The sequence below is a fragment of the Desulforhopalus glucosivorans genome (genome assembly GCF_054397165.1).
Window position 1 is genome coordinate 5,099,768 of sequence record NZ_AP044854.1, and the last position, 24,653, is coordinate 5,124,420.

At 42.0% G+C, this 24,653-nt stretch carries 20 protein-coding genes, 1 pseudogene and 1 riboswitch; of the genes and pseudogenes, 4 read left to right on the forward strand and 17 right to left on the reverse strand.

Annotated elements, in window-relative coordinates:
• Window positions 1-9 precede the first annotated feature (9 nt).
• From ACX6CI_RS21755 to ACX6CI_RS21815, 13 genes are all read right to left on the reverse strand, one after another.
• Window positions 10-1,344 carry a diguanylate cyclase gene (locus ACX6CI_RS21755; RefSeq protein ID WP_458775747.1) on the reverse strand — a complete coding sequence of 445 codons (1,335 nt, stop codon included), beginning with the start codon at window positions 1,342-1,344 and terminating at the stop codon, window positions 10-12.
• A 364-nt stretch (window positions 1,345-1,708) separates the two neighbouring features.
• Window positions 1,709-2,650 carry a hypothetical protein gene (locus ACX6CI_RS21760; RefSeq protein ID WP_458775748.1) on the reverse strand — a complete coding sequence of 314 codons (942 nt, stop codon included), beginning with the start codon at window positions 2,648-2,650 and terminating at the stop codon, window positions 1,709-1,711.
• A gap of 134 nt (window positions 2,651-2,784) precedes the next feature.
• Window positions 2,785-2,964 (reverse strand): hypothetical protein, encoded by a 180-nt coding sequence (locus ACX6CI_RS21765; RefSeq protein ID WP_458775749.1) that lies wholly within the window; start codon window positions 2,962-2,964, stop codon window positions 2,785-2,787.
• 63 nt (window positions 2,965-3,027) lie between these two features.
• Complete coding sequence (locus tag ACX6CI_RS21770) at window positions 3,028-3,207, reverse strand: hypothetical protein (RefSeq protein ID WP_458775750.1); 180 nt, start codon at window positions 3,205-3,207, stop codon at window positions 3,028-3,030.
• 195 nt (window positions 3,208-3,402) lie between these two features.
• The gene (locus ACX6CI_RS21775) at window positions 3,403-3,789 is read right to left on the reverse strand and encodes a pyridoxamine 5'-phosphate oxidase family protein (protein WP_458775751.1); all 387 of its coding nucleotides are present in this window, start codon (window positions 3,787-3,789) and stop codon (window positions 3,403-3,405) included.
• A 34-nt stretch (window positions 3,790-3,823) separates the two neighbouring features.
• Window positions 3,824-4,324: a DUF2878 domain-containing protein gene (locus tag ACX6CI_RS21780; protein ID WP_458775752.1), complete on the reverse strand. Its 501-nt coding sequence runs from the start codon at window positions 4,322-4,324 to the stop codon at window positions 3,824-3,826.
• The gene (locus ACX6CI_RS21785) at window positions 4,321-5,565 is read right to left on the reverse strand and encodes a class I SAM-dependent methyltransferase (RefSeq protein ID WP_458778502.1); all 1,245 of its coding nucleotides are present in this window, start codon (window positions 5,563-5,565) and stop codon (window positions 4,321-4,323) included. The genes ACX6CI_RS21780 and ACX6CI_RS21785 overlap by 4 nt, the downstream gene beginning before the upstream one ends.
• Window positions 5,566-5,570: 5 nt before the next feature.
• A complete protein-coding gene (locus ACX6CI_RS21790; RefSeq protein ID WP_458775753.1) occupies window positions 5,571-6,308 on the reverse strand; it encodes a DUF1365 domain-containing protein in 738 nt (245 codons plus the stop codon).
• Entirely contained in the window at window positions 6,305-7,543 is a 1,239-nt protein-coding gene (locus tag ACX6CI_RS21795) for an NAD(P)/FAD-dependent oxidoreductase (RefSeq protein WP_458778503.1), read from the reverse strand. The genes ACX6CI_RS21790 and ACX6CI_RS21795 overlap by 4 nt, the downstream gene beginning before the upstream one ends.
• Window positions 7,543-8,259 (reverse strand): SDR family NAD(P)-dependent oxidoreductase, encoded by a 717-nt coding sequence (locus tag ACX6CI_RS21800; RefSeq protein ID WP_458775754.1) that lies wholly within the window; start codon window positions 8,257-8,259, stop codon window positions 7,543-7,545. The genes ACX6CI_RS21795 and ACX6CI_RS21800 overlap by 1 nt, the downstream gene beginning before the upstream one ends.
• A complete protein-coding gene (locus ACX6CI_RS21805) occupies window positions 8,256-8,672 on the reverse strand; it encodes a nuclear transport factor 2 family protein (RefSeq protein WP_458775755.1) in 417 nt (138 codons plus the stop codon). The genes ACX6CI_RS21800 and ACX6CI_RS21805 overlap by 4 nt, the downstream gene beginning before the upstream one ends.
• A 138-nt stretch (window positions 8,673-8,810) precedes the next feature.
• The gene (locus ACX6CI_RS21810) at window positions 8,811-9,344 is read right to left on the reverse strand and encodes a chalcone isomerase family protein (RefSeq protein ID WP_458775756.1); all 534 of its coding nucleotides are present in this window, start codon (window positions 9,342-9,344) and stop codon (window positions 8,811-8,813) included.
• A 20-nt stretch (window positions 9,345-9,364) separates the two neighbouring features.
• The gene (locus ACX6CI_RS21815) at window positions 9,365-9,886 is read right to left on the reverse strand and encodes a DUF3833 domain-containing protein (RefSeq protein WP_458775757.1); all 522 of its coding nucleotides are present in this window, start codon (window positions 9,884-9,886) and stop codon (window positions 9,365-9,367) included.
• 293 nt (window positions 9,887-10,179) lie between these two features.
• Between ACX6CI_RS21815 and ACX6CI_RS21820 the strand changes: the two genes are divergently transcribed.
• Window positions 10,180-11,433: a branched-chain amino acid ABC transporter substrate-binding protein gene (locus ACX6CI_RS21820; protein WP_458775758.1), complete on the forward strand. Its 1,254-nt coding sequence runs from the start codon at window positions 10,180-10,182 to the stop codon at window positions 11,431-11,433.
• A 59-nt stretch (window positions 11,434-11,492) separates the two neighbouring features.
• A complete protein-coding gene (locus ACX6CI_RS21825) occupies window positions 11,493-14,255 on the forward strand; it encodes a response regulator (protein WP_458775759.1) in 2,763 nt (920 codons plus the stop codon).
• A gap of 38 nt (window positions 14,256-14,293) precedes the next feature.
• On the opposite strand, the pseudogene ACX6CI_RS21830 reads toward ACX6CI_RS21825, so the two are convergent.
• From ACX6CI_RS21830 to ACX6CI_RS21845, 4 genes and pseudogenes are all read right to left on the reverse strand, one after another.
• Window positions 14,294-14,566, reverse strand: a pseudogene (locus tag ACX6CI_RS21830) (deoxyribodipyrimidine photo-lyase); the annotation flags it as partial.
• Window positions 14,567-15,013: 447 nt separating this feature from the next.
• Window positions 15,014-15,601 (reverse strand): cohesin domain-containing protein, encoded by a 588-nt coding sequence (locus tag ACX6CI_RS21835; RefSeq protein WP_458775760.1) that lies wholly within the window; start codon window positions 15,599-15,601, stop codon window positions 15,014-15,016.
• A 54-nt stretch (window positions 15,602-15,655) separates the two neighbouring features.
• Window positions 15,656-19,645 (reverse strand): golvesin C-terminal-like domain-containing protein, encoded by a 3,990-nt coding sequence (locus ACX6CI_RS21840; RefSeq protein ID WP_458775761.1) that lies wholly within the window; start codon window positions 19,643-19,645, stop codon window positions 15,656-15,658.
• Between the two features lie 275 nt (window positions 19,646-19,920).
• Window positions 19,921-19,993, reverse strand: a riboswitch (cyclic di-GMP riboswitch).
• Window positions 19,994-20,689: 696 nt separating this feature from the next.
• Complete coding sequence (locus tag ACX6CI_RS21845; protein WP_458775762.1) at window positions 20,690-22,078, reverse strand: deoxyribodipyrimidine photo-lyase; 1,389 nt, start codon at window positions 22,076-22,078, stop codon at window positions 20,690-20,692.
• A 116-nt stretch (window positions 22,079-22,194) separates the two neighbouring features.
• Here ACX6CI_RS21845 and ACX6CI_RS21850 point away from each other — a divergent pair, with 116 nt between their 5' ends.
• Both ACX6CI_RS21850 and ACX6CI_RS21855 read left to right on the forward strand, forming a co-directional pair.
• Complete coding sequence (locus ACX6CI_RS21850; RefSeq protein ID WP_458775763.1) at window positions 22,195-23,154, forward strand: YbgA family protein; 960 nt, start codon at window positions 22,195-22,197, stop codon at window positions 23,152-23,154.
• Complete coding sequence (locus ACX6CI_RS21855) at window positions 23,147-24,598, forward strand: SDR family oxidoreductase (RefSeq protein ID WP_458775764.1); 1,452 nt, start codon at window positions 23,147-23,149, stop codon at window positions 24,596-24,598. The genes ACX6CI_RS21850 and ACX6CI_RS21855 overlap by 8 nt, the downstream gene beginning before the upstream one ends.
• Window positions 24,599-24,653 lie beyond the last annotated feature (55 nt).

The following is a 24,653-nucleotide window of genomic DNA, read 5'->3' on the forward strand; positions in this document are numbered from 1 at the left end:
GTATTGCAGCTATTTTTTAAAAACCTCAACTCTATTTCTGCCTTTTTCTTTCGCTTTATACAACGCTTCATCCGCCATCGACAAGAGCATCTCAGGACTTTTGGGTTGATGCTTTTGCAGAGATGACACCCCTATACTTACTGTTACCTGGAGCTCTGTTGAACCATCATTATAAATAAGGCTTTCGGCAGATTTGCGAAGTTGTTCAGCCATTATTGTGCACTCATCCAAAGCTGCTCCGGAAAGAAGTATCACAAATTCTTCACCACCATATCGTGCTGAAATGTCTGAATCTCGATGGGTATTCTGCAATAGTTTGGAGAACTCTCTAAGAACTAAATCACCATAGGCATGTCCCTGGGTATCATTGACGTTTTTGAAATAGTCAAGATCTATAAGGATGCAACCAAGGTCCTCTTTAGTGTATTTACAGTGGGCAAAGCGAGAGGCGAGTTCTGTTTGAAAATAGCCTCGATTATAAACGCCTGTTAGCGCATCGTGTTCTGCCTGATATTGAAATTTAAGGTTGAGTGCTTCTAACTCCTTGGTGTATTGACGGTTTCTGAGATGTGTAACTATTCGCGCTCGAAATTCTTCTTCAATAAATGGTTTAGGAAGGTAATCACTGGCTCCTGCTTTGAAAAAATTAAGAATTGTATTTTTTTCAGTAACTGAACTGATAAAAAATATGGGAACTTGTTCTAATGCCTCAATCCCCCTTAGTGTTCTGCACAGCTCCTCTCCACCCATGCCAGGCATAATGAAATCAGTAATGATGATATCAACGTTGAATTTATTCTCTTTGATAATTTCAAGGGCTTGCTCACCATTTTGTGCCTCGAAAATGTCTTTTAAACCATGTCTGGAAAGGATGTTACGCACAATTCGGAGTACAAAAGGAGAGTCTTCAATTACAATAGCCGTCATGTCAGTGAACTGCTCACGAGCATTTAGTATATTGTCAATGGTGCTAACCATTTTTCCCGGAATAAATGGTTTGCCAATGAAGTCGATGACTTCTAACTCATAGGCTTTTTCTCTGTTGTCAATGTTATCATTTGCTGACACAAATATTACTGGTAATGCTGCAATACGTCTCTTCTTTTCATCATCAGAATCACCACCTGCTCGTAGCTTAGCGCATAGTTCAAAGCCGTTCATGTGCGGCATATCAATATCAACAGAGATGAGATCGGGCAGAGGGTCAGCCCACTGCAGTATGGCTAATGCTTCCACTCCATTTTTTGCTAATATTACTTCATAATCAGCTTTAGATAGTTCACGCTGTATGATTTTCCTGATAGTAGATGAATCATCCACAACCATGATTGATTTACTTGGCATTTTGTTCCCTTGTCTCAATAGTGATCTAATCCTTAGATTGCATCACAAAAAATAATAATATGCAAATCATATCTAGAGTGATTTAGGGTCTAGTCAAAAAGTCAAAGCGGAGGCAGGGGGGCTTGTTTTGGTTAGGTTTGGGGCCGTTCTCTACCGGCATAAAGGTGTATAAGTTACTGCAAATTCAAATTACTGCTCTTTCATTAAGATGAACATGGTGATGCTTTTAAATTGCAACTTGGTGGGTGGTATGGACTACACAGAGTTGTGGTATAATTCGTGTGTAGAAACAGTTTTACCGGAGAAAAATTGATGAAAAAGACTGGCCTATGATAAGGCCAGTCTTTTTAGGGTTAGACGATATTTAAAATCTTGCGTTGAAGGTGATACCGGTAAACACACCAGAATCACTGTCTTCTTCTATTATTGTGTTCCCTTTACTATTTTCGACCAATAATTCTCCGCCAGATTCAAGGCCCGCAACGAGGCTGATGGAGCTCTTTCGGTTAATACTGTAGGTGCAGTTGGCAAAGAGTGGAATAGATGAATCCTCACCAACACCACCAGCAACGGCTCCGTCCTTGTCAAGTCGGAAACGCAGCTTTTCGTATCTGCCCCCAATACCAAGCTTAAGTTTTGGGGTCGCTTTGTAATTCAGTGTTAATCCGGGCCCCAGTGTGGCAGCTAATCCTCTACCGGTTTCAAGGCTGAGTTTATCTGTTACTTTCCAGTTAACAATCAGTACCGGAAAAATAGAAGCGGATTCCTCCAATTGAGTAAATACTCCAATTCCTGGCCCTATTGTCAAGCGATCACCAAATCTGTATGATACACCGGTAAGGACACCACCTGTAATTGTTTCGCTGAATTCTGCTCCGGATTCTCCTGTTGAACTTAAGGATGGGATCAGAAATGCAGTCCAGTTATCTCCGACACTTGTTCTAAGAGGCGTACTGATGGAGAAGGTGTGGATGTTTTCCCAGGGATTTCCAAAGGCGATGCCACCTGGATCACCATCTGAGAAATCGTAACTGTCTAAACTGTAACTGATTGCAAGGGTCGCTGTGTCATTTCTTGACCATGCATAGTTTTGACCGACTTCAATGTTGTATCTGGCACTGCTGTAACCTCCTCCCTCATCAAGGTCGGTGTCAAATTGGTAAATCGCTCCCCCGCGAATCACGCTAGACCAACCCGCCATGGATCGAGCTGAACTCTGTTGCACGTTGTCCTCACTGTGTGCAATCGTTGGTAACATAAAAAAAGAGCACAACGCCAGGCTAGAAAGTGGTGTGAGAAATTTCATTATTCTCCAGTTTTAATAGAGGTTATTTTTGATTGTTCTGGAGACATAATAATACAAGTAGTTGCTATAAAAAACAACACCCCCTACTAAAAGACAGCAGAGGGTGTTAAGGGGGTGGGGGGAGAAAGCAATTGTTACCAGCTGTCACCCAGTACTGTATTTAAATTCATACAGTTTTTTTGTTCATGTTGGGAGAGATCTTCTTTGCTTTTCACATCGCGGTTCGTATCAATCTTACAGGCGTACTCTGTGCCTTTATTGTCTTGAACAAATACTATCTTATTAAATTCTTGAGAGATAATTTGACCTTTCATAACGTCCTCCGACTGTATGTATAGTATTCCTGATGTTGTGTTTATTATTTTAATCGTGCAGTTCTACCAGCTGTCACCCAGTACCGTATTTAAATTCATACAGTTTTTTTGTTCATGTTGGGAGAGATCTTCTTTGTTTTTTACTTCGCGGTTCGTATCAATCTTACAGGCGTACTCTGTGCCTTTATTGTCTTGAACAAATACCATCTTATTAAACTCTTGTGAGATAATTTGACCTTTCATAACGTTCTCCAATTATTATCAGTAGTAACTCTTATATTCTGAGTGCTGTTTATTTCTTCATGTCAGCTATTGAGCAGTGAGATATGTGGCTTGAGCCATTCTCTGCTGCTCTGTTGCTTTCTTACCTGATAATTTAAGCTTGTTTATCTCTAATTCAATGGGGGTTTAATGATGGTTTAATGGTAAGCAAAACTATTAAAATGTTGCTTCTTCTCCCCCTACGAGCATCAGGGCCTTATTGACAGTGAAGGTGACGAGGTATCTCTCAGTGTTATCATTGTCTCCGGATGAAGAGCGCCTGGACATGGCTTGGATCCGCTCCTGGTCTTGACTTTCTTCTAGCATGGTCAAGCTCAGCCGAACCCCATTAAATCCATGATTGTGCTCGATGAACATGTAATTTGCGTGGGGGTTTTCACTCACATTCTTATGGGTCAGTCTGTCTCGCATGATAAAAGCTACGGTGTTGCTATCAATTACATGGGGTTTTGCATAAACAGCGCTGTTTACCTCTCCCTGATTATTAGATGTTGATATAACGCCAAATCCCGATTTTCCTTTGAAATAGTCCTGTAAATTCATATGAGATCCTTATGTAGATAATTATGTTATGTGTTTATTCTTCCGTTTGGCCTTTCTGGGGCAAGGTGCTGAAAAGCATGATTGTCGGAAATATGAGTGACCAGATAAGAGCTAATAAAAGTAGTGATGCAGGAAGAGACCAGTTAAATGATGCGGTCCCCAAACGAGTTCCTCCCCAGTATGCAGCAGGCCCTCCCACCGCACCAAAGAATGCTGCAAGCAGCAGTCTGTTTTTGAACCATGCAAGACTGTGGTGAATTGTCATGGCCAGTCCTAGCCAAATTATGAGTAGCCAGAATGGAATGGGGAACCCCGAGCTTCTAAAGCTAAAAAAACCAACCTGCTGCAACGTACCGTCCACAAGCAAGCCAAGAAACATGAGAAAACCGATCATCTTCAAATCGTTTCCACGGTTTTCTGAGATTGCCAGTAGGATAAGTATGATGAGGCAACCGGCGACAGCACCCGAGTTACCCCAGAGGATTGCTGAAAACCAGACAGCCTGGTAGGCAAGTGCATTGGCTATGAGTTTCATCGCTCAATTGTCCTTCGGTTTCCGGGACGTGTTGCAACTACATGGACAACACTTATTGAGCGCTCAAGAAAACCACCCTCACAATAGCAGAGATAAAATTCCCAGAGTCTTTTGAACGTCTCGTCATAGCCTTTTTGCAGCAGTTGTTCGTAGCTGTTGCTGAACCGCTTACGCCAATCGTTAATGGTACGAGCATAGTCAAAGCCAAAATCGTCAATTTGCCGAACTACCATATCAGTTTTTTCAGCGATAACCCCAAGCATTCTGGCATTGGATGGTACACAGCCGCCCGGGAAAATATACCGCTGGATAAAGTCAACGGAGCGTGCGTATTGCGCATACTTCTGGTCTGCGATTGTGATGGCCTGAATGAGCATTTGTCCATCGGGCTTTAACAGACTCTCACACTGCTTGAAAAAATCAGGCAGATACTTATGGCCAACAGCCTCAATCATTTCGATACTGACGAGTTTATCAAAGCGGCCGGTCAGTTCTCGGTAATCTTTTTGCACGAGTGTTATTTTGTCAGTAAGCCCAAGAGCTTCTATTCGTTTACTGGCTTCTGCATATTGAGCATCGGAAATGGTGGTGGTGGTCACATGGCAGCCGTAGTGTGTAGCAGCGTGTATTGCAAATCCACCCCAGCCAGAACCAATCTCTACAACCGTATCGGTTGGTTTGAGATCAAGTTTTTTACAGATGATATCAAGCTTATTTTGTTGGGCCTCCTCAAGAGTACTTTCACAGTCCGGATATATTGCAGAGGAATACATCATTGTAGGGTCAAGAAATGAACGGTACATATCATTGCCCAGATCGTAGTGGGCAAGAATATTACGTCTGGAACCATGCTTGTTATTGGAATTTAACAGGTGCTTGGCTAAATCAACAGGGCGGGTCAGCCATGCCAGTCCGCGCTCCATCCGGTCGAGCAGCGACATGTTCAAGACCATGATACGCACAAGGGCTGTAAGATTGTCTACATCCCATAATTTATCAATGTATGCTTCTCCAGCTCCAATTGAGCCACCAAACAGTATCTTGCGGTAGGCGCGGTTATCGTTGATCGTAACGTGTGCCTGAAGAGAACTGTCACTTCCGAAGGTTCTCGTATTGTTTCCTTCCTCAATGACGATCTGACCATGAACAAGTTTTTCAAGCATGTTGAACAATAGACTCGTCAGCCAGCTCGCCGGGAGGCTGGTTTTAGATTTGGTAGCGTAGGTTTGAGCGTTGGTTATACTGTTCATACTGTCTCCTTATTATACGTAATGTAAGGAACACCTTTTCTAAATAGATTAAATGCCTGCCAATAAATTCCAGCCACAATCGACATTGTCATCGCCGGTTTTCTGAGGATTCTTGATCGTATGGATTGCAGATTGAGAGGGTGTCTTTTAAGACCAAGTGCTGCTGTAAATATGTGTCCACGTTCATCATTTACATCAAGTTGCACTGATACATCTGCACCGGGCTTTCTGAGGGTCCAGCTGTAGTGTTGATTCTCGTTGTTAAACGGGGAGACATGAAATTCCTTGGGATGATTTGGAGTGAGTAGGCCGTCACCTACATAGTGGGCGTATTGGTGTCGCTCATTCCATGGGATGTTGGAAACTTCTGCAAGAAAATGGCTGAAGTCACCCTGGTCGTCATAGCCGTAATAAAAGTTTACCGGACTAAAATAGACCCCAAGGGTTCGCATATTTAAGAGACCGCACACCTGACCTGTTACAGGTTTTCCTGTTAACTCCTCCATGCGTATTCTGATAGCATCGGCAAGTGGTGTTTCAGGATGACCAAAATAATCAGGGCGATGGAATCGACTCATTGCCCACTTTTTTGCGGAGAACCATCTGCCAACCGATGGAAGCCTGTCAAGTTCATCCAGGTTTAAATACCACATGAAAAATGGATATTGGAAATTGTGTTCCACAGGTATGTTTCGTTTATGGGCTATGGTGCCTATATAGAGTGCAGGTTTCATAACATTTCCTCTATTGCATTTTTAACCCGCAGCCCACTTTTTACACCATCTTCATGAAAACCGTTAAACCAGTATGCGCCGCAATAGTGACTCCGGTTTTTACCTGATATATTCTCCCATTTTGTCTGGGCTTCTATAGCCTCAAGGGAGAATATGGGGTGGTGGTAGTTGAACTCTTTTAAGATATGTTCCTTTGCAATCTCTTGATTGAGGGTTACCAGATAGGTGTGTTGTTTTGATAGTCTCTGGAGAATATTCATATTGTACGTAAGCGTAGTCTGTTCCTTGGCACTGTCCACCATATTATAGTTCCAGCTTGCCCAGCCGAGTCGCCGTTTGGGCAGCAAAGCGGTATCGGTATGCAAGACAACCGAATTACTCGACGTTTTAAATGGTTGTAGTATCTCCTCTTCTGTGGAGGTTGGAGCGGCCAGCAGTGACAGCGCCTGATTGCCATGGCAGGCAAAAATAACCTGGTCAAAACGTTCAGTTTCTGACGTGGTGACTATCTGGACTCCAGCATCGTCTCTTTCCACACGGATAACGGGGGTGCTGACTCTGATCCTGTCTTTGAAAGGAGCTGTCAGTGGTTTAATATAGCTGCTTGATCCACCAATAATAGTATACCACTGGGGTCTGTTGATAATGTTGAGCAAGCCATGATTGTCAAAAAATCGTACAAAGAACTGTAGTGGAAAGTCTTTACAGCTTTCTAGTCCCATGGACCAGATTGCTGAAATCATGGGGAGGAGATAATTGTCTCTAAAGAAAACCGAATATTTTCTGGTTGCCAGAAAATCCCCTATGGTCAGTTGCTCGTCGTCAGCAGCTCTTAGAACCTCTTTGTTAAAGCGAACAATATCACGCACCATGCGAAGAAAACCTGGTCGGACTATGTTCTTTCGCTGGGCGAAAAGACTATTTATGGTGTTACCGTTATACTCAAGATCTGCAGCGTCATTTCGTACTGAAAAGCTCATTTCAGTTGGTTGGTAGTTGACACCAATGCTATCCATCATCTTGATGAATTCCGGATAAGTACGGTCGTTAAATACAATAAATCCTGTGTCGATATCAGATATCTCACCTTGCTTTTCAACCTGAACTGTATGGGTGTGTCCACCCACATAGTCTTCAGCCTCAAAGATGGTCAAATCGTGTTCAGTTGCCAGGTGGTGTGCACAGGTGAGTCCTGCAATACCGCTGCCTATTATTGCAATACGTTGTCGTGTCATCATTTCACCATTTTTTGAGCAAGTTGTGTCCAAACAGGAGTTGGAAGCCATGATAAAAATTTCATAATTAAGGTGAACCGTTTCGGGAAATGTATCTCTGATCTGCCTTTTGCAAGACCATCCCGAATAGCTCTACTTGCCTCTTTGGTTGAGACCCGAAAGGGCATATCAAAATCATTGAGGTCTGTAAGGGGCGTTTTTACAAAGCCAGGACAGATAAGGCTTACCGGAATACCTTCTTTTTTCAGGTCAATTCGTAGGCTGTTTGCCATATAGGCCACCGCAGCTTTAGAGGCACCATAGGCTTCAGCTCTAGGCAGAGGCACATAGGCCGCCGAGCTGCCGACTATGGCCAGGCGTCCATTGCTGTTTTTGCGTAACAGTGGCAACACTCCTTCAATGGAAATCGCCAGAGAATCAATATTGGCGCGCATAACACGCTGGACAGAAGCGCTGTCAAATTCGGGAAGGTCGATATATTCACAGTTTCCCGCATTGAGTATGGCAAGGTCTATGTGGTCTAAATTTGTAAACCATTGAAGGCTCTGGTCTCTGTCTGTCAGGTCGAGTTGACCTGTTTGCATCCCTAAATCTTGTAACTCCTGCAGAGAATTTTCATTCCTGCCAACTGCCCATACCTGGTGCCCTTCATCCAGATAATCGAGGGCTACTTGTTTTCCGATACCTGAGGTTGCGCCGGTTATAAGAATATTCATTTTCCAAGCCTCCCTTTTATAGTGGTCACAAAACGTCCAAGTAGGGGAATATGTTCGTAGAGCATTTCTCCGAGATCAAAATAGTCCCGGTGAAAGTAAACCTTGTGATCGTTATTCATTTGCAGAAATGTTGTGCCGCTTACGAGAATAGTTTTTCCACCTGCAAGACTTTTGTGGCGAAAGTTCATGTCCCATTGGAGGTAGCAACAGTTCTCATGTTCTACGATGTCTTTGAAGTCAAAGTGGATGGAAATGACATTTTGGTAGAGGGCTGAGAAATATTCGGTCAGCCTATCCAGGCCATTAATCTCATGGGCAGGATCCATAAATCGTATGTCAGAGCTGTATACATCCTGGAGTAGATGAAGGTTCTCAGAACTTAAATCCTGATACATTGCGAGGAATTTTTTCATACTGAATACTCTCCGTGAAATTGCTAATTATCGCTTTCTTCATGAGAAATTTCAGAAAAAACAAGAGATTCGGGCGTTATTTGAAACTAGACCCTACTTTGACATCCAAGGCACTTATACCTCCCCCCTTGTGGGGTGTTATCCGTTTCGAGCGAGTAACTTATCCCGTAAGGTGTCATCAAGAGGAGAATCATTTCCAAGCCAAATGCTGAAATATACTTTTGCAAATGGCTGTGATATTATCCTAACAACTTCTTTGCCGTTGTGCGAGAGCGTGGTGCTACTTTTTTCACTGTCGTAGCAGAGCGTGTATTGATCTCCATCTTCCACATCGACATAACCTGCATGGAGCTGATCGATCTCATCTTGTACAGTTTCCAGCTGTTCTGGAGTAAATTGTCTCTCAAGAACCGTATTGGCAGCCTTGATAAAATCGTTTTGTTTGAGGGAAACCTCATATTGGAGCAGTAGACATTTTGAAACCATCCCCTGTGTAATCTCATCCTCATTGGCGGCCAGTTCAGTGTACAAGGCTGCATCGTACACTTTTATAAATTTCAGGTAGTATGCTTCTCCTTTACCGTGCAATTCCATGTTTTCAACATTGTTACTGTAAGCAGTTGAGTAGAGCAGAGTAAAAAGTAGTGTTAATCCCATTAATGTATTGATCATTGTAGCCACCGACATTTGAGTTATTTCTGGAAAACTATTGTTACTTCTCCAACTGTTAGACCGAACTTTGACATCTTTGCCCTGTTGATCAGTACCTTGTCTGTCACAAGAAACATCCAGTCGTCAAATTTGATTTTCCAAGTGGTATCATCCACCGTAAGGTTGAGTAGGTACTGCCAGTTGAGTACATTGCCGTATGCGACACCGTCTGCAGGGCCAGATACATCTTCGGCTGATCCGGAATAGAGATGATCGTTTTCTCTACTGATTATCCAGGTCCTGGTTGACTTTTCCCCATCGCTCCAGTCAAATTTTTCATAGAGTTTCAAGCTCCCATCTGCAAGCACTGTACCCACTATGTCCACTGTGAACTGGCGGGTCAGTGTACCTTTTCTGTCCTGGACTATTCCGTAGCCTTTGGTTTCACCAAGGAAGTAGCTAAACAGGTCGAGTTTAGGACTGTTCGAACTGTACTGCTCAACATTTATAGCAGAACAGCCTGTCAAAAAGATGAGGATAAGTAGATGTATTATGTATTTCATAGCATTGTTTTCCTTGTGGTCTCCGGTTTGTTTATACTTACAACAATAAGGGGAGTGGGATGCTTATCAATGAGTAGAGAATGGGGGGGCAGTGGTAGCTAAAACTATCACTGAGGGGTGTGAAAGTAGGAGCTTTGACATGGAATGGGAAGAAAAAATCTAGCAACTATGTGCTGGAAAGAATTATCCTTTGGCGGTTTAATTGGCTCTGTAGTAGTTTTTTTGATACTCTATTGTTACGAAGATGATTGATAGCCATCTTATTCATGATAGTAAAAGGAAATATTTTACAAATGACTAAAAATCCACTTTGGTTATTCTCCCTCATAATATGCTGCACCATTTTACTTTCATCCTGCAAGACAGAAGACCCCCCTTTTGTTTGTAACGATGTCATAGGTTGTGTAAATATCGCTTCCAGCGAACCTGTCAGGCTAGGAGTACTGCAGAGCCTAAGCGGCACTATGGCTTCTGTTGGCATGGATCAAATCCGGGGTATTGAACTTGCCCTGGCAGGAAGCAACAAGCAAATACTCGGCCATCCAATTGAGTTGCAGATTGAAGACGAACGATGCACATCTGAAGGGGGGATTATTGGAGCCATGACAATCGTTGCCGACCCCCGGATTGTGGCAACCCTCGGAACAACCTGCTCTGGAGCTGCCATTACAGCAGGGAAGATCATATCTGATGCTGGTATGGTCATGGTTTCTGGCCTTAATACTGCTCCTTCTTTAACAGCGATTGCTGGGAAAAGAGGTGCTAACTCACAACCTGGCTATTTTCGAGTCATGCCGAGTGATGAAATGGAGATACAGGCATTAGCAGCATTTATTTTTAAAGAACTGGGGGTGGCTAAAGTCGCCACCATCAGTGATGGTGATCTCTATACCACCAACCATGCAAGTGCACTGAAACGAGCATTTACCAAGCTGGGTGGTGAGATTGTCCTGGCTGCTTCTGTAAATAAGGGTGATCAAAACATGCGGCCAGTGCTGACCGCTGTTGCGTTATCTGGTGCGGAACTTCTCTTCTTGCCTCTGTTCCAGCCGGAAGGTAATTTTATCGTCCAGCAGTCCGTGGAAATAGAAGGGTTACAATCTCTAAAATTCCTGGCTGGTGACCCCTTGTTTCGTGACGATTTTATTAGATCTGTTGATACCGCTGCTACAGGTATGTACTTTATTGCTAAGCTTGCTCCTCAAAGCCCTGCATTTAAAGAATTAATCTCCGACTATGAAGCACACTATGATGAGTTGCCTGCAAAACACAACTTTGGTTTTGCTTATGATGCCACGAATATCCTTTTAAACGCCATTGAAAAGGTGGCGATACAGGAGTCAAACGGAACGTTACATATTGGCCGCCACGCCTTGCGTGAGGCATTGCACAGCACCACAGATTTTGACGGTGTAATGGGCAGAATCAACTGCGATGGTTTTGGTGATTGTGGCTTTGGAAATTTTAGTATTGTCCGTTTTGATAATATGGCTGCCGGGTTTGAAGGCCTAACCTCAAATATCATATATACACATTCGCAGAAGTGATAGTTCTATCCCGGATATACGTAAACGCCCCCTCTTACAATGAGATGATAACAAAACGAATGGACATCTTTCAATATTGGCGAAGACTTACTATTAAAAATAAGTTTCGTTTAGCCTTCGGGACCCTCATCGGTTTTTTGACGCTGGTGGGGGTGAGTGGGATTGTGGTGTTAAATGTATTCCAGGACAGGGCAGAAAGGTCAAATGAACTCAGTGCGAAGATTCAGTATCTGGTAGAAGGAATGAATCTGAACATGTATAAAGCCCGGAGTCTGGAAAAAGATCTCTTCCTATGGTACCCAATCATAGGATATTCAGCGGCATCTAAGAAGTACGCAGAAGCCGCAACTCATCACACGAACATTGCTGAAGCACTAAGCATCAAATTACAGGATCTGGTATTACAGTCCTCTGTTAGTGACGCATGGCGGGAAAGTATAGTGAGTCTGAACCTGTTTATCTCATCGGTTAAGCGTCACGCATTTACAGTGAAACAGACGGAAAAACTCATTTCCTCATTGGCTGCAGATGAAACTGGTTTACAGAGTCAACTTTCCAAAACTGCCCTTTTACTGGGCGAGGCTTTCAATGGAGCTGATGCCAGGGACGTAACACACCTGTTTCACCAAATGCAGGCATCTGAAAAAGAGTATCTGGCCACACGTCAACGGCCTCATATGCAGTCTGCTTTTAATACTGCGGTGCACTTAAAAGAGGCGATTGCGCATGCACCCTCGTATGCGACAGAAGAAAAAGCAGAGTTGCTGAAAACCTTGGCTATTTACCTGAGTATTGCAGAAGAAATAGTTACTATTGATGTTGCTATTCGCGGTAAATTTAAACAGTTTGATCTGGAATCCGAAGCGATAGCTCCCATTATTGAAACTTTGTTTTCCTTAGCAAATGAAGAGATTGAGCATACCCGTGTTCACATGGGTAACAGAGGACGACTCTCGATAGTGATACTACTTGTAACGGCAATAGTTGGACTACTTTTATCGAGTATAATTGCGCTGATCCTCAATAAAAGCATTACATCTAATGTGATCAGGTTGACGAAAGCTACCAGAGAATTCCAGACTGGTAACAAGGAGGCGCGTGCTGCTATTGACAGTGATGATGAACTTGGAGAACTCGGAGACAATTTTAATGTGATGGCGAGCAGTATAGAAGCCCATGTCGGCGATCTTGAACGAAAGGTGACTGAGCGAACAGCTCAACTTAAAACAACAAATAAACAGCTGAGTAGAACAACATATAATCTTGGCGAGCGTCTGAAAGAGCTGCATTGCCTATATCGGATTGAAGAACTTGTTCGTCAAGAAAATGCTACGACTGAAGAAATACTTCAGAGTATAGCGGATCTGATTCCATCCTCCTGGCAATATCCTGATATCACCTGTGGACAAATAAAAATCGCAGAAAAATCCTATAAAACAGATAATTTTAAGGAAACCGAATGGCTTCAAACCCAAAAAATAATAGCTTCTGGGATAGAGGTCGGTGTGGTTGAAGTGTATTACCTTGAGGAGAAACCTGAAATCGATGAAGGACCCTTTTTGGGGGAAGAAAGGAAGTTGATCGGTGCTATTGCTGAAAGGATTGGTGAAATCATTGAAGGCAAGCAAAAGGAAGAGGGAAGACGGCTTCTTGAAAAACAACTTCAACAAGCCCAAAAGATGGAATCCATAGGTACCCTTGCTGGAGGTGTCGCCCATGAGTTTAATAATATGCTCGCCATCATTATGGGTAACAATCAGCTTATCATTGAAGAATTACCGGAAGGTAGCTTAGCTAGAGAGAGTACTGAAGAGATTAAAATTGCAGGAACACGTGCCAGGGATGTGGTGAAACAGCTCTTAACCTTCAGCAGACAAGACGATGCGGAAAAAAAGGAAATGGATTTTACATTTGTCGTGCAGGAATCCATGAAACTTATTCGTTCATCAATTCCAGTAAATATAAAAATTGAGCAAAATTTATCAGCAGATACGTATCCGGTCATGGGGAATGATACACAGATAAATCAACTCCTTATACATTTATGCAACAATGGTGTTGACGCTCTGCCGGAAAAGGGAGGTATTGTTACTGTTGAGCTGTCGTATGAAACCATTGATGAAGTGCAAACCAAGCACCAGCAACAACTAAAACCAGGTCTATATGCTAAACTGATGGTCAGTGATAATGGTATCGGGATGGATAAAGTGGTTCTTGATAGAGTATTTGAACCGTACTTTACAACCAAAGATATTGGCGAGGGGACAGGCATTGGAATGGCCATAGTTCATGGTATCGTCGAGAGGCATGATGGTGCGATATATGTCGACAGTACGCCTGGCCAGGGAACAACTTTCACAATATTCTTGCCAGCCCATGAAGGTCTCATTGAACAGGAAAATGATGAATTGGATGTTTTACCTGTTGGAGATGAATCTGTTTTGTATGTTGACGATGAAGCCTCAATAGCCAAACTTGGTAAACGCCTCTTAGAAAGTCTAGGATACACTGCCGAGCCCATATCCGATCCAGAGAAGGCACTGGATATGGTTAGAAATGACCCGGATAAGTTTGATCTGCTTATCACTGATATGGCAATGCCAAATATGACTGGTGAACAATTGGTTATTGAAACCTTAAAAATCCGTCAAAACATGCCAATAATTATATGCACGGGTTATAGTGCCAAAATTTCTGAAAAAGAAGCTGCTGACATCGGAGCACGTTCATTTATTATGAAACCAATTAATAAATCTGAGTTAGCAAAAATGGTCCGAAAGGTTTTGGATGAAACTAAACGCTCTGATCCTGTGATGCCTTAATACAACCATCTCGGCTGTATGGATATTTTGCCGCTACTTCAAATTGAGTTATTCTGCACACGATTAATATAAGAATTGACGTCAAACTTTCGCCTGCAACCCGCTTCGTTCATATAGCGTATTTTACCAAAGACTTGACGTTCGCCCCATGTCCTGTCGTGGACCCCACCGATTGACCAGGCAACGCCTGTATAGCCGTTTGGATCATGGCCATCGATGGAATATTTATCATTTAAGATAGTTGCGTATAGAAGGGCGGTCTCAGGATCTTTTGTCCACTCAAGGATTTTCTTTGCCCCGTACATGCACAGGAACAAGGTCAATTTTCAGTTTTTCTTAAATGGTTAACCTTGCCAATTCTAGTGTCTTAGGCCGTGATATCGTGTGTCCCTATACCTCTCATGAACAAGGTCTGATCTAAGATCACTTGTTTGTTGTTAGGTTTTGAAAATTGCATAGAGTGCTCGAAATCACTCTATAGGTCACGGAGATGTGTGAGCGTAAGTGGTATCCAATAGCTATTACTCGTTTTGAACGCAAATTGATTATTATTCAATTATTGCTAATCTTGATTAACCACCGAAAAATGATATTCAGAATAAATTCAGGAGAGCTTGTCCGCCCTCGGTCTTTTCTTTTGTGGGACACACCATAAGGGAGTTGTGTTTTAATTATGGTTATCAAGAAGTAAGCTGAAAATAAAAAAGGTTTGATCATTAAATGACCAAACCTTTCCTCAAACAATTCTTATAAATTTGTTATTTTTTTCTTCTCCTTATACCTAGAAGACCTACTAGGCCTGTTCCCAAAAGAAGTATGGATGCAGGTTCGGGAACGGGGGCAGCAACAGTCACACTGGAATTTACTACAGAGTCAACGGATAACACAAAACCATCTGCACTAGCGAGAACCTCACTAGATATGTCGAATAAACTAGTCCCAGTAGCGTGGCTTGCAAATTGTAATGTCGCTAAGGTAAAGCTGTCACTTTGAAGCGCATCTAGTTCAAAATCCTCAAGCCATGAACCTTCTTCTATATAAGCAATTCCTGCTGTCGAATTATCAAAATAAGCATCAGCCTCAAAATTATCTACATCTCCTAAAAGAGACCCAAAATCAACGTCTAATAACGTAAAGATAGAGCTATCATAGGAAATATCAAGATTAAATGCTCCTAATAAGTCCGGGCTTCCTGCTGTAAGCCCCTCTACGTATAAATTAAGGTATACATTTTCTCCAGATAAGACATCTTGAGTGGTTGGGCTTAATCCAATAGTTAAAGCATTTGCAATACTTGCACTAGTAAGGATACATAGAGCTGTTAGTAACATTAATCTTTTTCGCATTCATTTCACCTTGTAATAGTATCTTTTAGTATTTCCTTATCATTAGTCATTAATTTAGAAACAAGAAGCTCCTCTTGGATTGTCAAATAATGTAACGAGATACCTGGCATCAGCAATGTTGACGACACCATCATTATTCAAATCATAAGAAACGTCATCACTTCCAGATCTAACAGCTGATATGATTATTGAATAGTCAGCCCTGTCTACACAATCGTTTTGATCAAAGTCACCAAGGATAGTTTCAAGGCTACAAAGAATTGAACAACCGTCACCATCTTCTATATTACCATCATCACATTCTTCATATTCTTCAACAATTCCGTTACCACATATTTGCGAGTCACAAACATCACCAATCCCATCATTATCTAGGTCGATTTGATCGGGATTTGGTGTGTTGAGACAATTGTCTGTTTCATCTAAGATACCATCGCTATCAACATCAGTATTACTCTCAGATATGGTAACTTCTGTTGTAGCAATATTGGTAGCACCATTAGTGTCTGTCACTCTCAAACTGATAAGACCAGAATATGGCGAATTCCATTCGTGATTAATGGTTGATGAAAATGTACTCTCATCATAGGTACCATCATTCTGCCAATCCCATTCGTAGGAAACAATATCACCATCCGGATCAGAAGAATTTGTAGCATCTAATAAGATGGGTTCATAAACTTGACCATTATAAGGCCCCCCAGTGTTGGCTATAGGGCTTTGATTTGGCGAAATTCCAGAGACCAAGGCAAAAGGATAATTGTCGTAAGGTATTTCTATAGCAGTGATTTCACATCTCCAATTCCCTTCTTTTGGGTTTGGGACATTTACTATAAGAGGTGGTTCTGTTGTTTGATACTCTCCATAGAAGTTGCCATCTGGGTCATATAGTGAAATTTTTAACTCACTTCCACCCCAATTAAGAACAATCTCTAGGAGTTCTTTGCCACCTTGTACCAAAATGTTATAATTTAGAGCATCGGCCTCATTAATTATGTCAAAAATATCCAGTGCGACGTCAAGGTCTGGCGATAAATTTGCCATAGCATCTTCAATTATTTTATATTCCAAGCTTAGACGTATATTCCGTTCACTGTCACCATCAATAATTAATTTTTCAATATTGAAATTAGGATAACTCGCTGCTGGTGGATCAATATTCAAGCGATACGTACCGCTGTTTAAATACAATTGATAGTTTCCGTCAGAATCTGTTAGGTTCTGGGAGTAATAAGTGTAGTTGTTATTGCTGGCCATTACCCAAACATCCGCCTGTGGATTATTTTGTAAATCAGTTACTCTGCCTGTTAGCGAGTGCGAATCATCGTGGGGGAATATAACATCATGACTTGTGTCACCAGAAACATTCACTGTCGCATATGGTGCTATGATATAATTATACGTACCATTTAGATTCATGTAGGCTTGAGCATTAACTTGATAATCACCTCCATCGAGCGGGATTTTGAATTGCCCATTATTGACATAATAATTTTGATAAAATCCGTTAGAATTGCTGAAAAGAGAAAGCCACCCACTCGCCAGGTTTCCATCATTGAAGGTGAAATTTCCCGAGAGGACATCGTCACTAGTGTTCAGGATGATATTCAGTGGATAATCTGAACTTACTTGTAAATCTGTAAAGTGTTCCGACTTTAAAAGACTTCCTTCCTGCGGAATCACATTTAAAGAATATGTTCCTTGGGTGACCATCAAGTCATAATGACCATCATTGTCAGTATAATCACTTGAATAACTAGTTGAACCGCTGGTGTTTATTTCGACACCGGATACGCCATCATTGTTATTATTTACTACTTGCCCATGGATATGGTAAAAAGTGTAAGGTTCTGCCTGAATATCAAATGTTCTATCACTCAACACATCAATGGTTTCCATAGGAAGACTTACGTTAGTATAACTAGCCGAAGTATTGTTTAAATAATAAAATGTTGGGTATATCATATAGCTACCAGGGAAGAGAGCCATTTCATAGTAACCATCATAAGTTGATACATTGTTGTATAGATTGGAGTCAGAGGTGTTGTAAGCGTATATATATCCATACATAGGATTACTATCAGCATCACTGAGTAGACCTGAAAGTGTATGGAATTCAACCGTATCACCGACGAACTGAAGGTTGCCCTCAAGGATTGTGTGAATTAGTCCATTAACGATCGGATTTCCGTCAATATCATTTACGAAAATTAGATATGATCCTGCTTTGGTAAACCAGTGGACAAAATTATTTTGGCTATCATAACTGGTCGGAACAATGTTCTCCCCTTCGATTGGCCATGAATACCGATTGTAAGGATTTTGCGGATCGGCAAATGTCACAATATCTCCGCTGGTGGGGTACTGGCCGTCAAGTAAAACACTTGGATTGACCGCGAACGCTCCAACAGGCATATGACCTGTTACTCCGTTGTCCGGATTATGTACGATCGTCCTTCTTTCATTATTGTAATATGTTCCGTTTTTTCTTAGTTTGAACTTCTGAACCACAATACTTTGTGGTTCGCAACCAGAACAGCTTTCACTGCTCGGCCTAATTAGATCAGAGCTTTCTGTCAAGTGAGAGTCAGCTAGCTTTCCCGCTATCTCAGAGGTAAAGGGAACACCATAATTACAAGGACCATCTTCGTTCATGTAGAAATCACGAATCGCTCCCTGTAAAATATTAACAACTGGTTCATCCTCAAGATCATTTAATATTAACGCATACCATTGCTCTGTTTCAGGATTGTAGAAATCTTGAATCCAGACAGAAAAACTATCGTCCGCAAGGCCTTTATATTCATGTACGAATACGCCACCATCATCGTTGTCTGCTGGGTAGCCAATAGTAGCTTTTAGTTCGTTGTAAGTGTCAATAAAAGCTTGGCTCGTTCCGTCAGTGTGAAAGCCTGATGAATCATCGTAAATGCCTACGGGGCTAATAGTTAATTTTATAGCATCAAACGCTATAAATTTAACATCTCCGCCACCTTCTCCAGTGCTATTACTAAGTTTTATATGGTGATCATTTCCATTTTTAAAAAAATATGCCCCCAAGGAAACCCAACGCTCATTTAAATCACCAGAGATTGCGCTTTGGTCAACTTCAACGTAGTCATAAAGGTTGTTATGATATATTTCGTAGGTGGCCTTTTCACTTGTAGCATTATTGGCTGGAATGCTAACTTTCACCTCGTAAGTCCCACTTTCAGGTAAGCCGAAATACCATTTACCTGAAGTTGTTTCATCGCCATGAGTTGTCAATGAATAATGGTAATTACCCTCAAATCCTCTATTTTCTCCTGTGGAACCCGCATAAGTATTCCACTCGTTGAGATTCCAGCCCTGAAAAAATAACTCTTTAATTATCGAACCCGAAGTACTCTCTACGCGATTATCAATAATATCATCACCGATATCAGGATAAGTTACGGCATCATCCACTATTATGACCGTTTCATTATCGTTTTGATGCATACGGACAAAAGCTAAAGGTGACTCATAGTTGGTAAAAACCTCTTTCCTGGAATTTATGTTTGCCCCCTTAGCCCCCCAATAATCGGCATCTGTTGGATCAGGATGGAACGGTGATCTAATTTCAAAATGAAGGTGGTATACACCATCTGAACCTTCGTCACCTACATATCCAATAAGCTGGCCCTCGGTCACTTCATCGGGTACATCAAGTATGTTTTCACCGTCAAGGTGTATCATATGTCCATATTGTGAATAATAGTTTTTTGTATCGACAGTATGACGAATAACAATCCCACCCCAATTAGTATTCTTGGCTACTATTTCGCCAGCAGCTATTGCGTATATTGGTGTTTGCCCAAGATTATCATTTTCTGCATTTAGATCTGCTGCTGGGTGATAAACATAATAGGTAGTACCATCATTTCTATCCGTATAATCAGCATAACTCATATAACGCCAACCAAAATTATCTGATTCGAAATTGATGGGAGAATCCATTGCTTGCAAATAATTAACGCAGAGAAAAAGAAATAAAAATGGAACAGCGAATAGCCATTGTTTCATTAAAAGACCTCCCTATTGGGTTTAGAAGTTGAGTATATATACAAACAGATCAACCAAAAATGACTCCAACAATTGATCAAGTAAATAACAGACAAATGCACCGTGTACCCGATGTTAACAAATTGAAAAGAAACTCATTACAGTAAATTAGCTCTCACATCCGTTGTATCTTTGACCGCTACTAGGACTCATTAAAGCTCAAAAAATAAATTACGTGCTAGGGTAATTAAAATGCTTTTAGTTATAAAAAATAACACCGGTGCAATTCTGTCGACATAGGTACTAGGCTATCTATTAAGATCCGAGTCTTTCTGTCCCTGTCTTACGACAAGTTTGGCATTATCTTGATTTACAACCCAACTTCCCTTTGCAATAATTGCACCACAACAAACGAACTTATTGTGTACACTTGGAGCAACTGAAATAACAGTTTGTTCTCACCACAAGGACAAACATATTGGCTGAATCTATTGATCATTCTTTTTCCACATTCCGGGGTTTTTTCCGCACAACCGAACAGTGTAACTGTTTAAATTTACGTCCTTTATGCCACGTTGTCACACTCCCGAACACTGTTTTACCCTCGCCCTTAAACATAATTGAGTGGAAAAGTTAAGATTATGAATCTTTCAATGACAAACTCAGAGATGAATTGCTTGACGTAGAAATACTTTATATCTTGACTAAGGTACTGATAGAGCAATGGTGAAAAGAGCACCATACCGTTCACTCTCACAGTTAGTTAGGCTACAAGACTCCGACTCCAAAGACTTATTTTTTTGAGTACAGAAAGCCAAGAAAAACAGATAAAATTTATAAATATTCTTCCCAAGAATTTTTCAGAATTGAGTAACAGCAAAGCAGAGGCTACCAAAGATCACATAATTTCGGCAGTTGATCTTCGTGCTTAGCATTGCCAAGGCGAAGGTAAGCAGTTCAGTCTTACCCTCAGACTTTAGGTGCTTCCTGTTCATTGTCGGAACATCCTATGATGTGGCAGAGGTAATATTAGACAACCTGCAAGACTCCAAGGCATTCCAATGTTCAGTATTTATCCCTCGCTCTCTGCTTAATTGTATTCTGCACACTAGTAATATAAGAATTGACATCAAACTTTCGCCTGCAACCCGCTTCGTTCATATAGCGTATTTTGCCAAAGACTGGACGTTCGCCCCATGCCCTGTCGTGGACTCCACCGATTGACCAGGCAACACCTGTATAGCCGTTTGCATCATGGCCATCGATGGAATATTTATCATTTAAGATAGTTGCGTATAGAAGGGCGGTTTCAGGATCTTTTGTCCACTCAAGGATTTTCTTTGCCCAGTACATGCGCAGGAAACCATGGAGTTTACCACTGTGGACGAGGTCTAATTGACAACAGTTCCATAGTGTCTCATGGGTTTGTCCCGTTTCAAGCTGTTCAAGGGAGTAGGTATATTCTCTGGCGTCATCCCGGTGTTGGATGAGAGTCTTTTGTGCCCAGTCAGAAAAACCATCAATACTATTATAATTTTCCTCATAGAGACAGAAGTTGTCGGAGAGCTCTCGTCGAACAATCAGCTCTTCTAAAAAAGGTTCTGTTATCTCCTCAGTAGCATTGGTGGCAAGTACCATTCGTGCAAGTCGTTGTGCAGACAGTTGGCCAAAATGAAGATATGGAGAGAGTCCGGATTGACCAGCTTCACATGGGTCGTTTCTTTTGGCATCATACTGGTAAAGGGTAGTAGAACAAAAAAGTTGTGCAGCAGTAAGGGCCGCTTCAGTTCCTGAAGTGATGTTGGAAAAAGATGATTTATATCGAGTTGTTAACGGTGGGGTATTCCACAGTTGCAGTTCAGGGTAACGATTTGGAGAACATGGAAATGGGTGGGGAGTAAGCGCTGGAATGTCGGTGAGAAAATCACCAAGTAGTCGTTTTATTTTGGGCCGAATTGTGTAGGCGGCATACTCTTTTTTTGTTGATGTGGTCCAGACAGGGATGATGTTATGGCAGTCGACTTCGAATAATGGAGTCGAAATCAGATTTACCAGTTGTTCCTTCCATTTCTTATATATCGTTAAGGGGTTAAAGTCACAGACAAGGGAGTGTGCTTGAGTCGTGTGGAGTAATTCCGGTAATATCTTATCTGGAAGGCCCTCCAGAAAAGCCCATCCAATATTAAGCCCCTGTAACTTTTGGGCAATGGGCTGGAGTCCCTGGATAATAAAGTCTACTTGTTGAGGTGTTGTTCCTGGGAAATCACTGGTGAGACAAAATACTACCAGTAGACTTCTCCCATGGATTATTGCTTCTTGCTGAGCCCATAATAGACACCAGTTATCAACCACACGCTGGTCTCTTGACATCCAGTAGACCACAGGACCTATTCCGGATTTTCCTGATTGTATCCTTCGTCCTCGCCGGTAAATATCAGTGTTTCGTCGATGCATTCGGGCTCCATATGACAGCTAACTACTGAAATAAATTGTAAGGGTTCTTGTTTCGTGCTCTATAAATACTATAGTAATGATTATCGTAAAAATACAACAAGAGGGAAAGTGAGATTATGGAACCTGTTGAAAACAACAAGATTATAATTGGTGTAAGTTCGTGTCTGCTTGGTAATAAGGTCCGTTTTGACGGTGGACATAAGCATGATCGTTATATCACGGGAACTCTTGGGACATTTTTTGACTTTGTTCCAGTTTGCCCTGAAGTGGAATGTGGTCTGCCAATTCCTAGGGAAGCCATGCGACTTGTGGGCGACCCTGAAGACCCGCTCTTACTGACCAGTAGGACAGGTGTAGATCATACAAAAAGGATGAAAGACTGGACTCTCTCAAGAGTTGAACAGTTGGCAGACAACGATCTTTGCGGCTTTATCTTCAAGAGTAAGTCTCCATCTTCAGGAATGGAACGGGTAAAAGTATATGGCAAAAACAATATGCCAAGGCCCGTTGGCGTAGGGCTTTTTGCAAGGGCTTTTATGGAACGATTTCCCTTAATACCAGTCGAGGAAGAAGGCCGTCTACACGATATGGTACTGCGGGAAAATTTTATTGAATCTGTTTTCGTTTACCGCAGATGGCGAGCTTTGGCAGAAGATTTTAGTCTTGATAAGTTGGTTCATTTTCACACAGAGCATAAAATGTTGCTCCGCTCCCACAGCGAAAAGCATTACAGGGAACTTGGTCGTGTAGTGGCAAAAGCCGGGAGTCTAGATTTGAACGAACTCCTTACAGTCTATCAAGAAACTCTTATGGCAGCGATGCGTCTCAAGCCCACCGTAAAAAAACATGTGAACGTGTTGCAGCACATGATGGGTTATTTCAAAAAACAAATTTCCAGTGATGAAAAACAGGAATTACTTGAGGTCATTGAGAGCTACCGTCAGCATCACGTACCTCTTATTGTCCCAATAACCATGATGAACCATTATGTGAGAAAGTATAATGATGTCTATTTAGAGAAACAGTATTACCTCAAACCCCATCCAACAGAGTTAAAGTTGAGAAATCATGCCTGATAACGCTAAAAAGCAAACAGTACTCATTACCGGAGCCACTGGTTATATCGGTCGACGTCTTAAAAAACGGCTTCTTGACAGTGGTAATTATGATGTTCGCTTACTTGTACGCAATAAAAATAAAGTGCAGTTAGCAATGGTTGACCGTGTGGATGTACGAGAGGGTACGACCTTTGATGTGGCATCTCTTAATACTGCTCTTGAGGGTGTTCATACTGCCTTTTATCTCATTCACTCCATGGGGACTACAGACGATTACAGCAGACTTGATCGGGAGAGTGCTGAAAATTTTCGTACAGCATGTGTCGCGGCGGGTGTTAAACGGATTATTTACCTTGGAGGTCTGGGGGTAAAAGAAAGCGCCAGTGAGCATCTTCTTAGTCGCATTGAAACTGGTGAGGTCTTATCTGCGCAACCAGATAAAGTACAGACAATTTGGCTTCGGGCGGGCGTTATCATCGGTTCGGGCAGTGCAAGTTTTGAGATTATTCGCAACCTTTGTCAGAAACTCCCCGTGATGATCACTCCACGCTGGGTGCGTAGCCGAACTCAACCAATTGGTATCAAAGATGTATTGTCATATCTTGAATCATCCATTGATCTGGATTTCGATGATGATCTTGTCGTTGATATAGGCTGTGAGGAACTGAGCTTTCAACAGATGATGCAGCAGGCGGCAGAAGTTATGGGCCTCAAACGGTCTTTATATCCTGTCCCTGTGTTGTCACCCCGTTTATCTTCATACTGGCTTGTCTTATTTACTCCTATTCCTTTTAAACTCGCATCGGCTCTTGTGGAGGGTTTAAAGAGCGAGACCCTACTCCAAAACGACAATGCGCAAAAAATGTATCCGCATATTACACCATCACTTTTCAAAGAAACGGTGGCAGGGGCGATAGCAGAAATTGAAGAAAACCAGGTGATTAGTCGTTGGTGTGATAGTAGTGCGCAGGTAGCCTGTGATATCAAAGATTTTGATAATCCCGAAGGAGCAGTTTTGCGGGATGTACAAATCATTCCTTTTGTCAGCGGCAGAAGTCAGGACGATGTTTATCGATCAGTGTGTGGCCTTGGAGGTAAAAACGGTTGGTTTAAATACAATATTCTCTGGAGAATTAGGGGCCTCATGGATAAGGTCGCTGGCGGCTATGGGCTTAACCGTGGAAGGCGTTCAGGAGAAGACTTGAGGCTTGGGGATGCACTGGATTTCTGGAAGGTAGTAGATCTTAAACCAGGCAAACGTGTCCTGTTGTACGCTCAGATGAAGGTGCCGGGTCAAGCATGGCTGGAGTTTGATATCCAACCCGACCAGCTTGTCCAGACAGCACACTTTTTACCCCGGGGGTTACTTGGAAGGCTCTACTGGTATTCTATACTGCCGTTCCACTATTTTGTTTTTACAAATCTTGCACGTACAGTGGTTGAGGGAAGCGGGAGTAAATAAGAGGTCCGGTATCTCACTTATTGAGTATGAATGATGCTGTATCAGTTAATCTCTG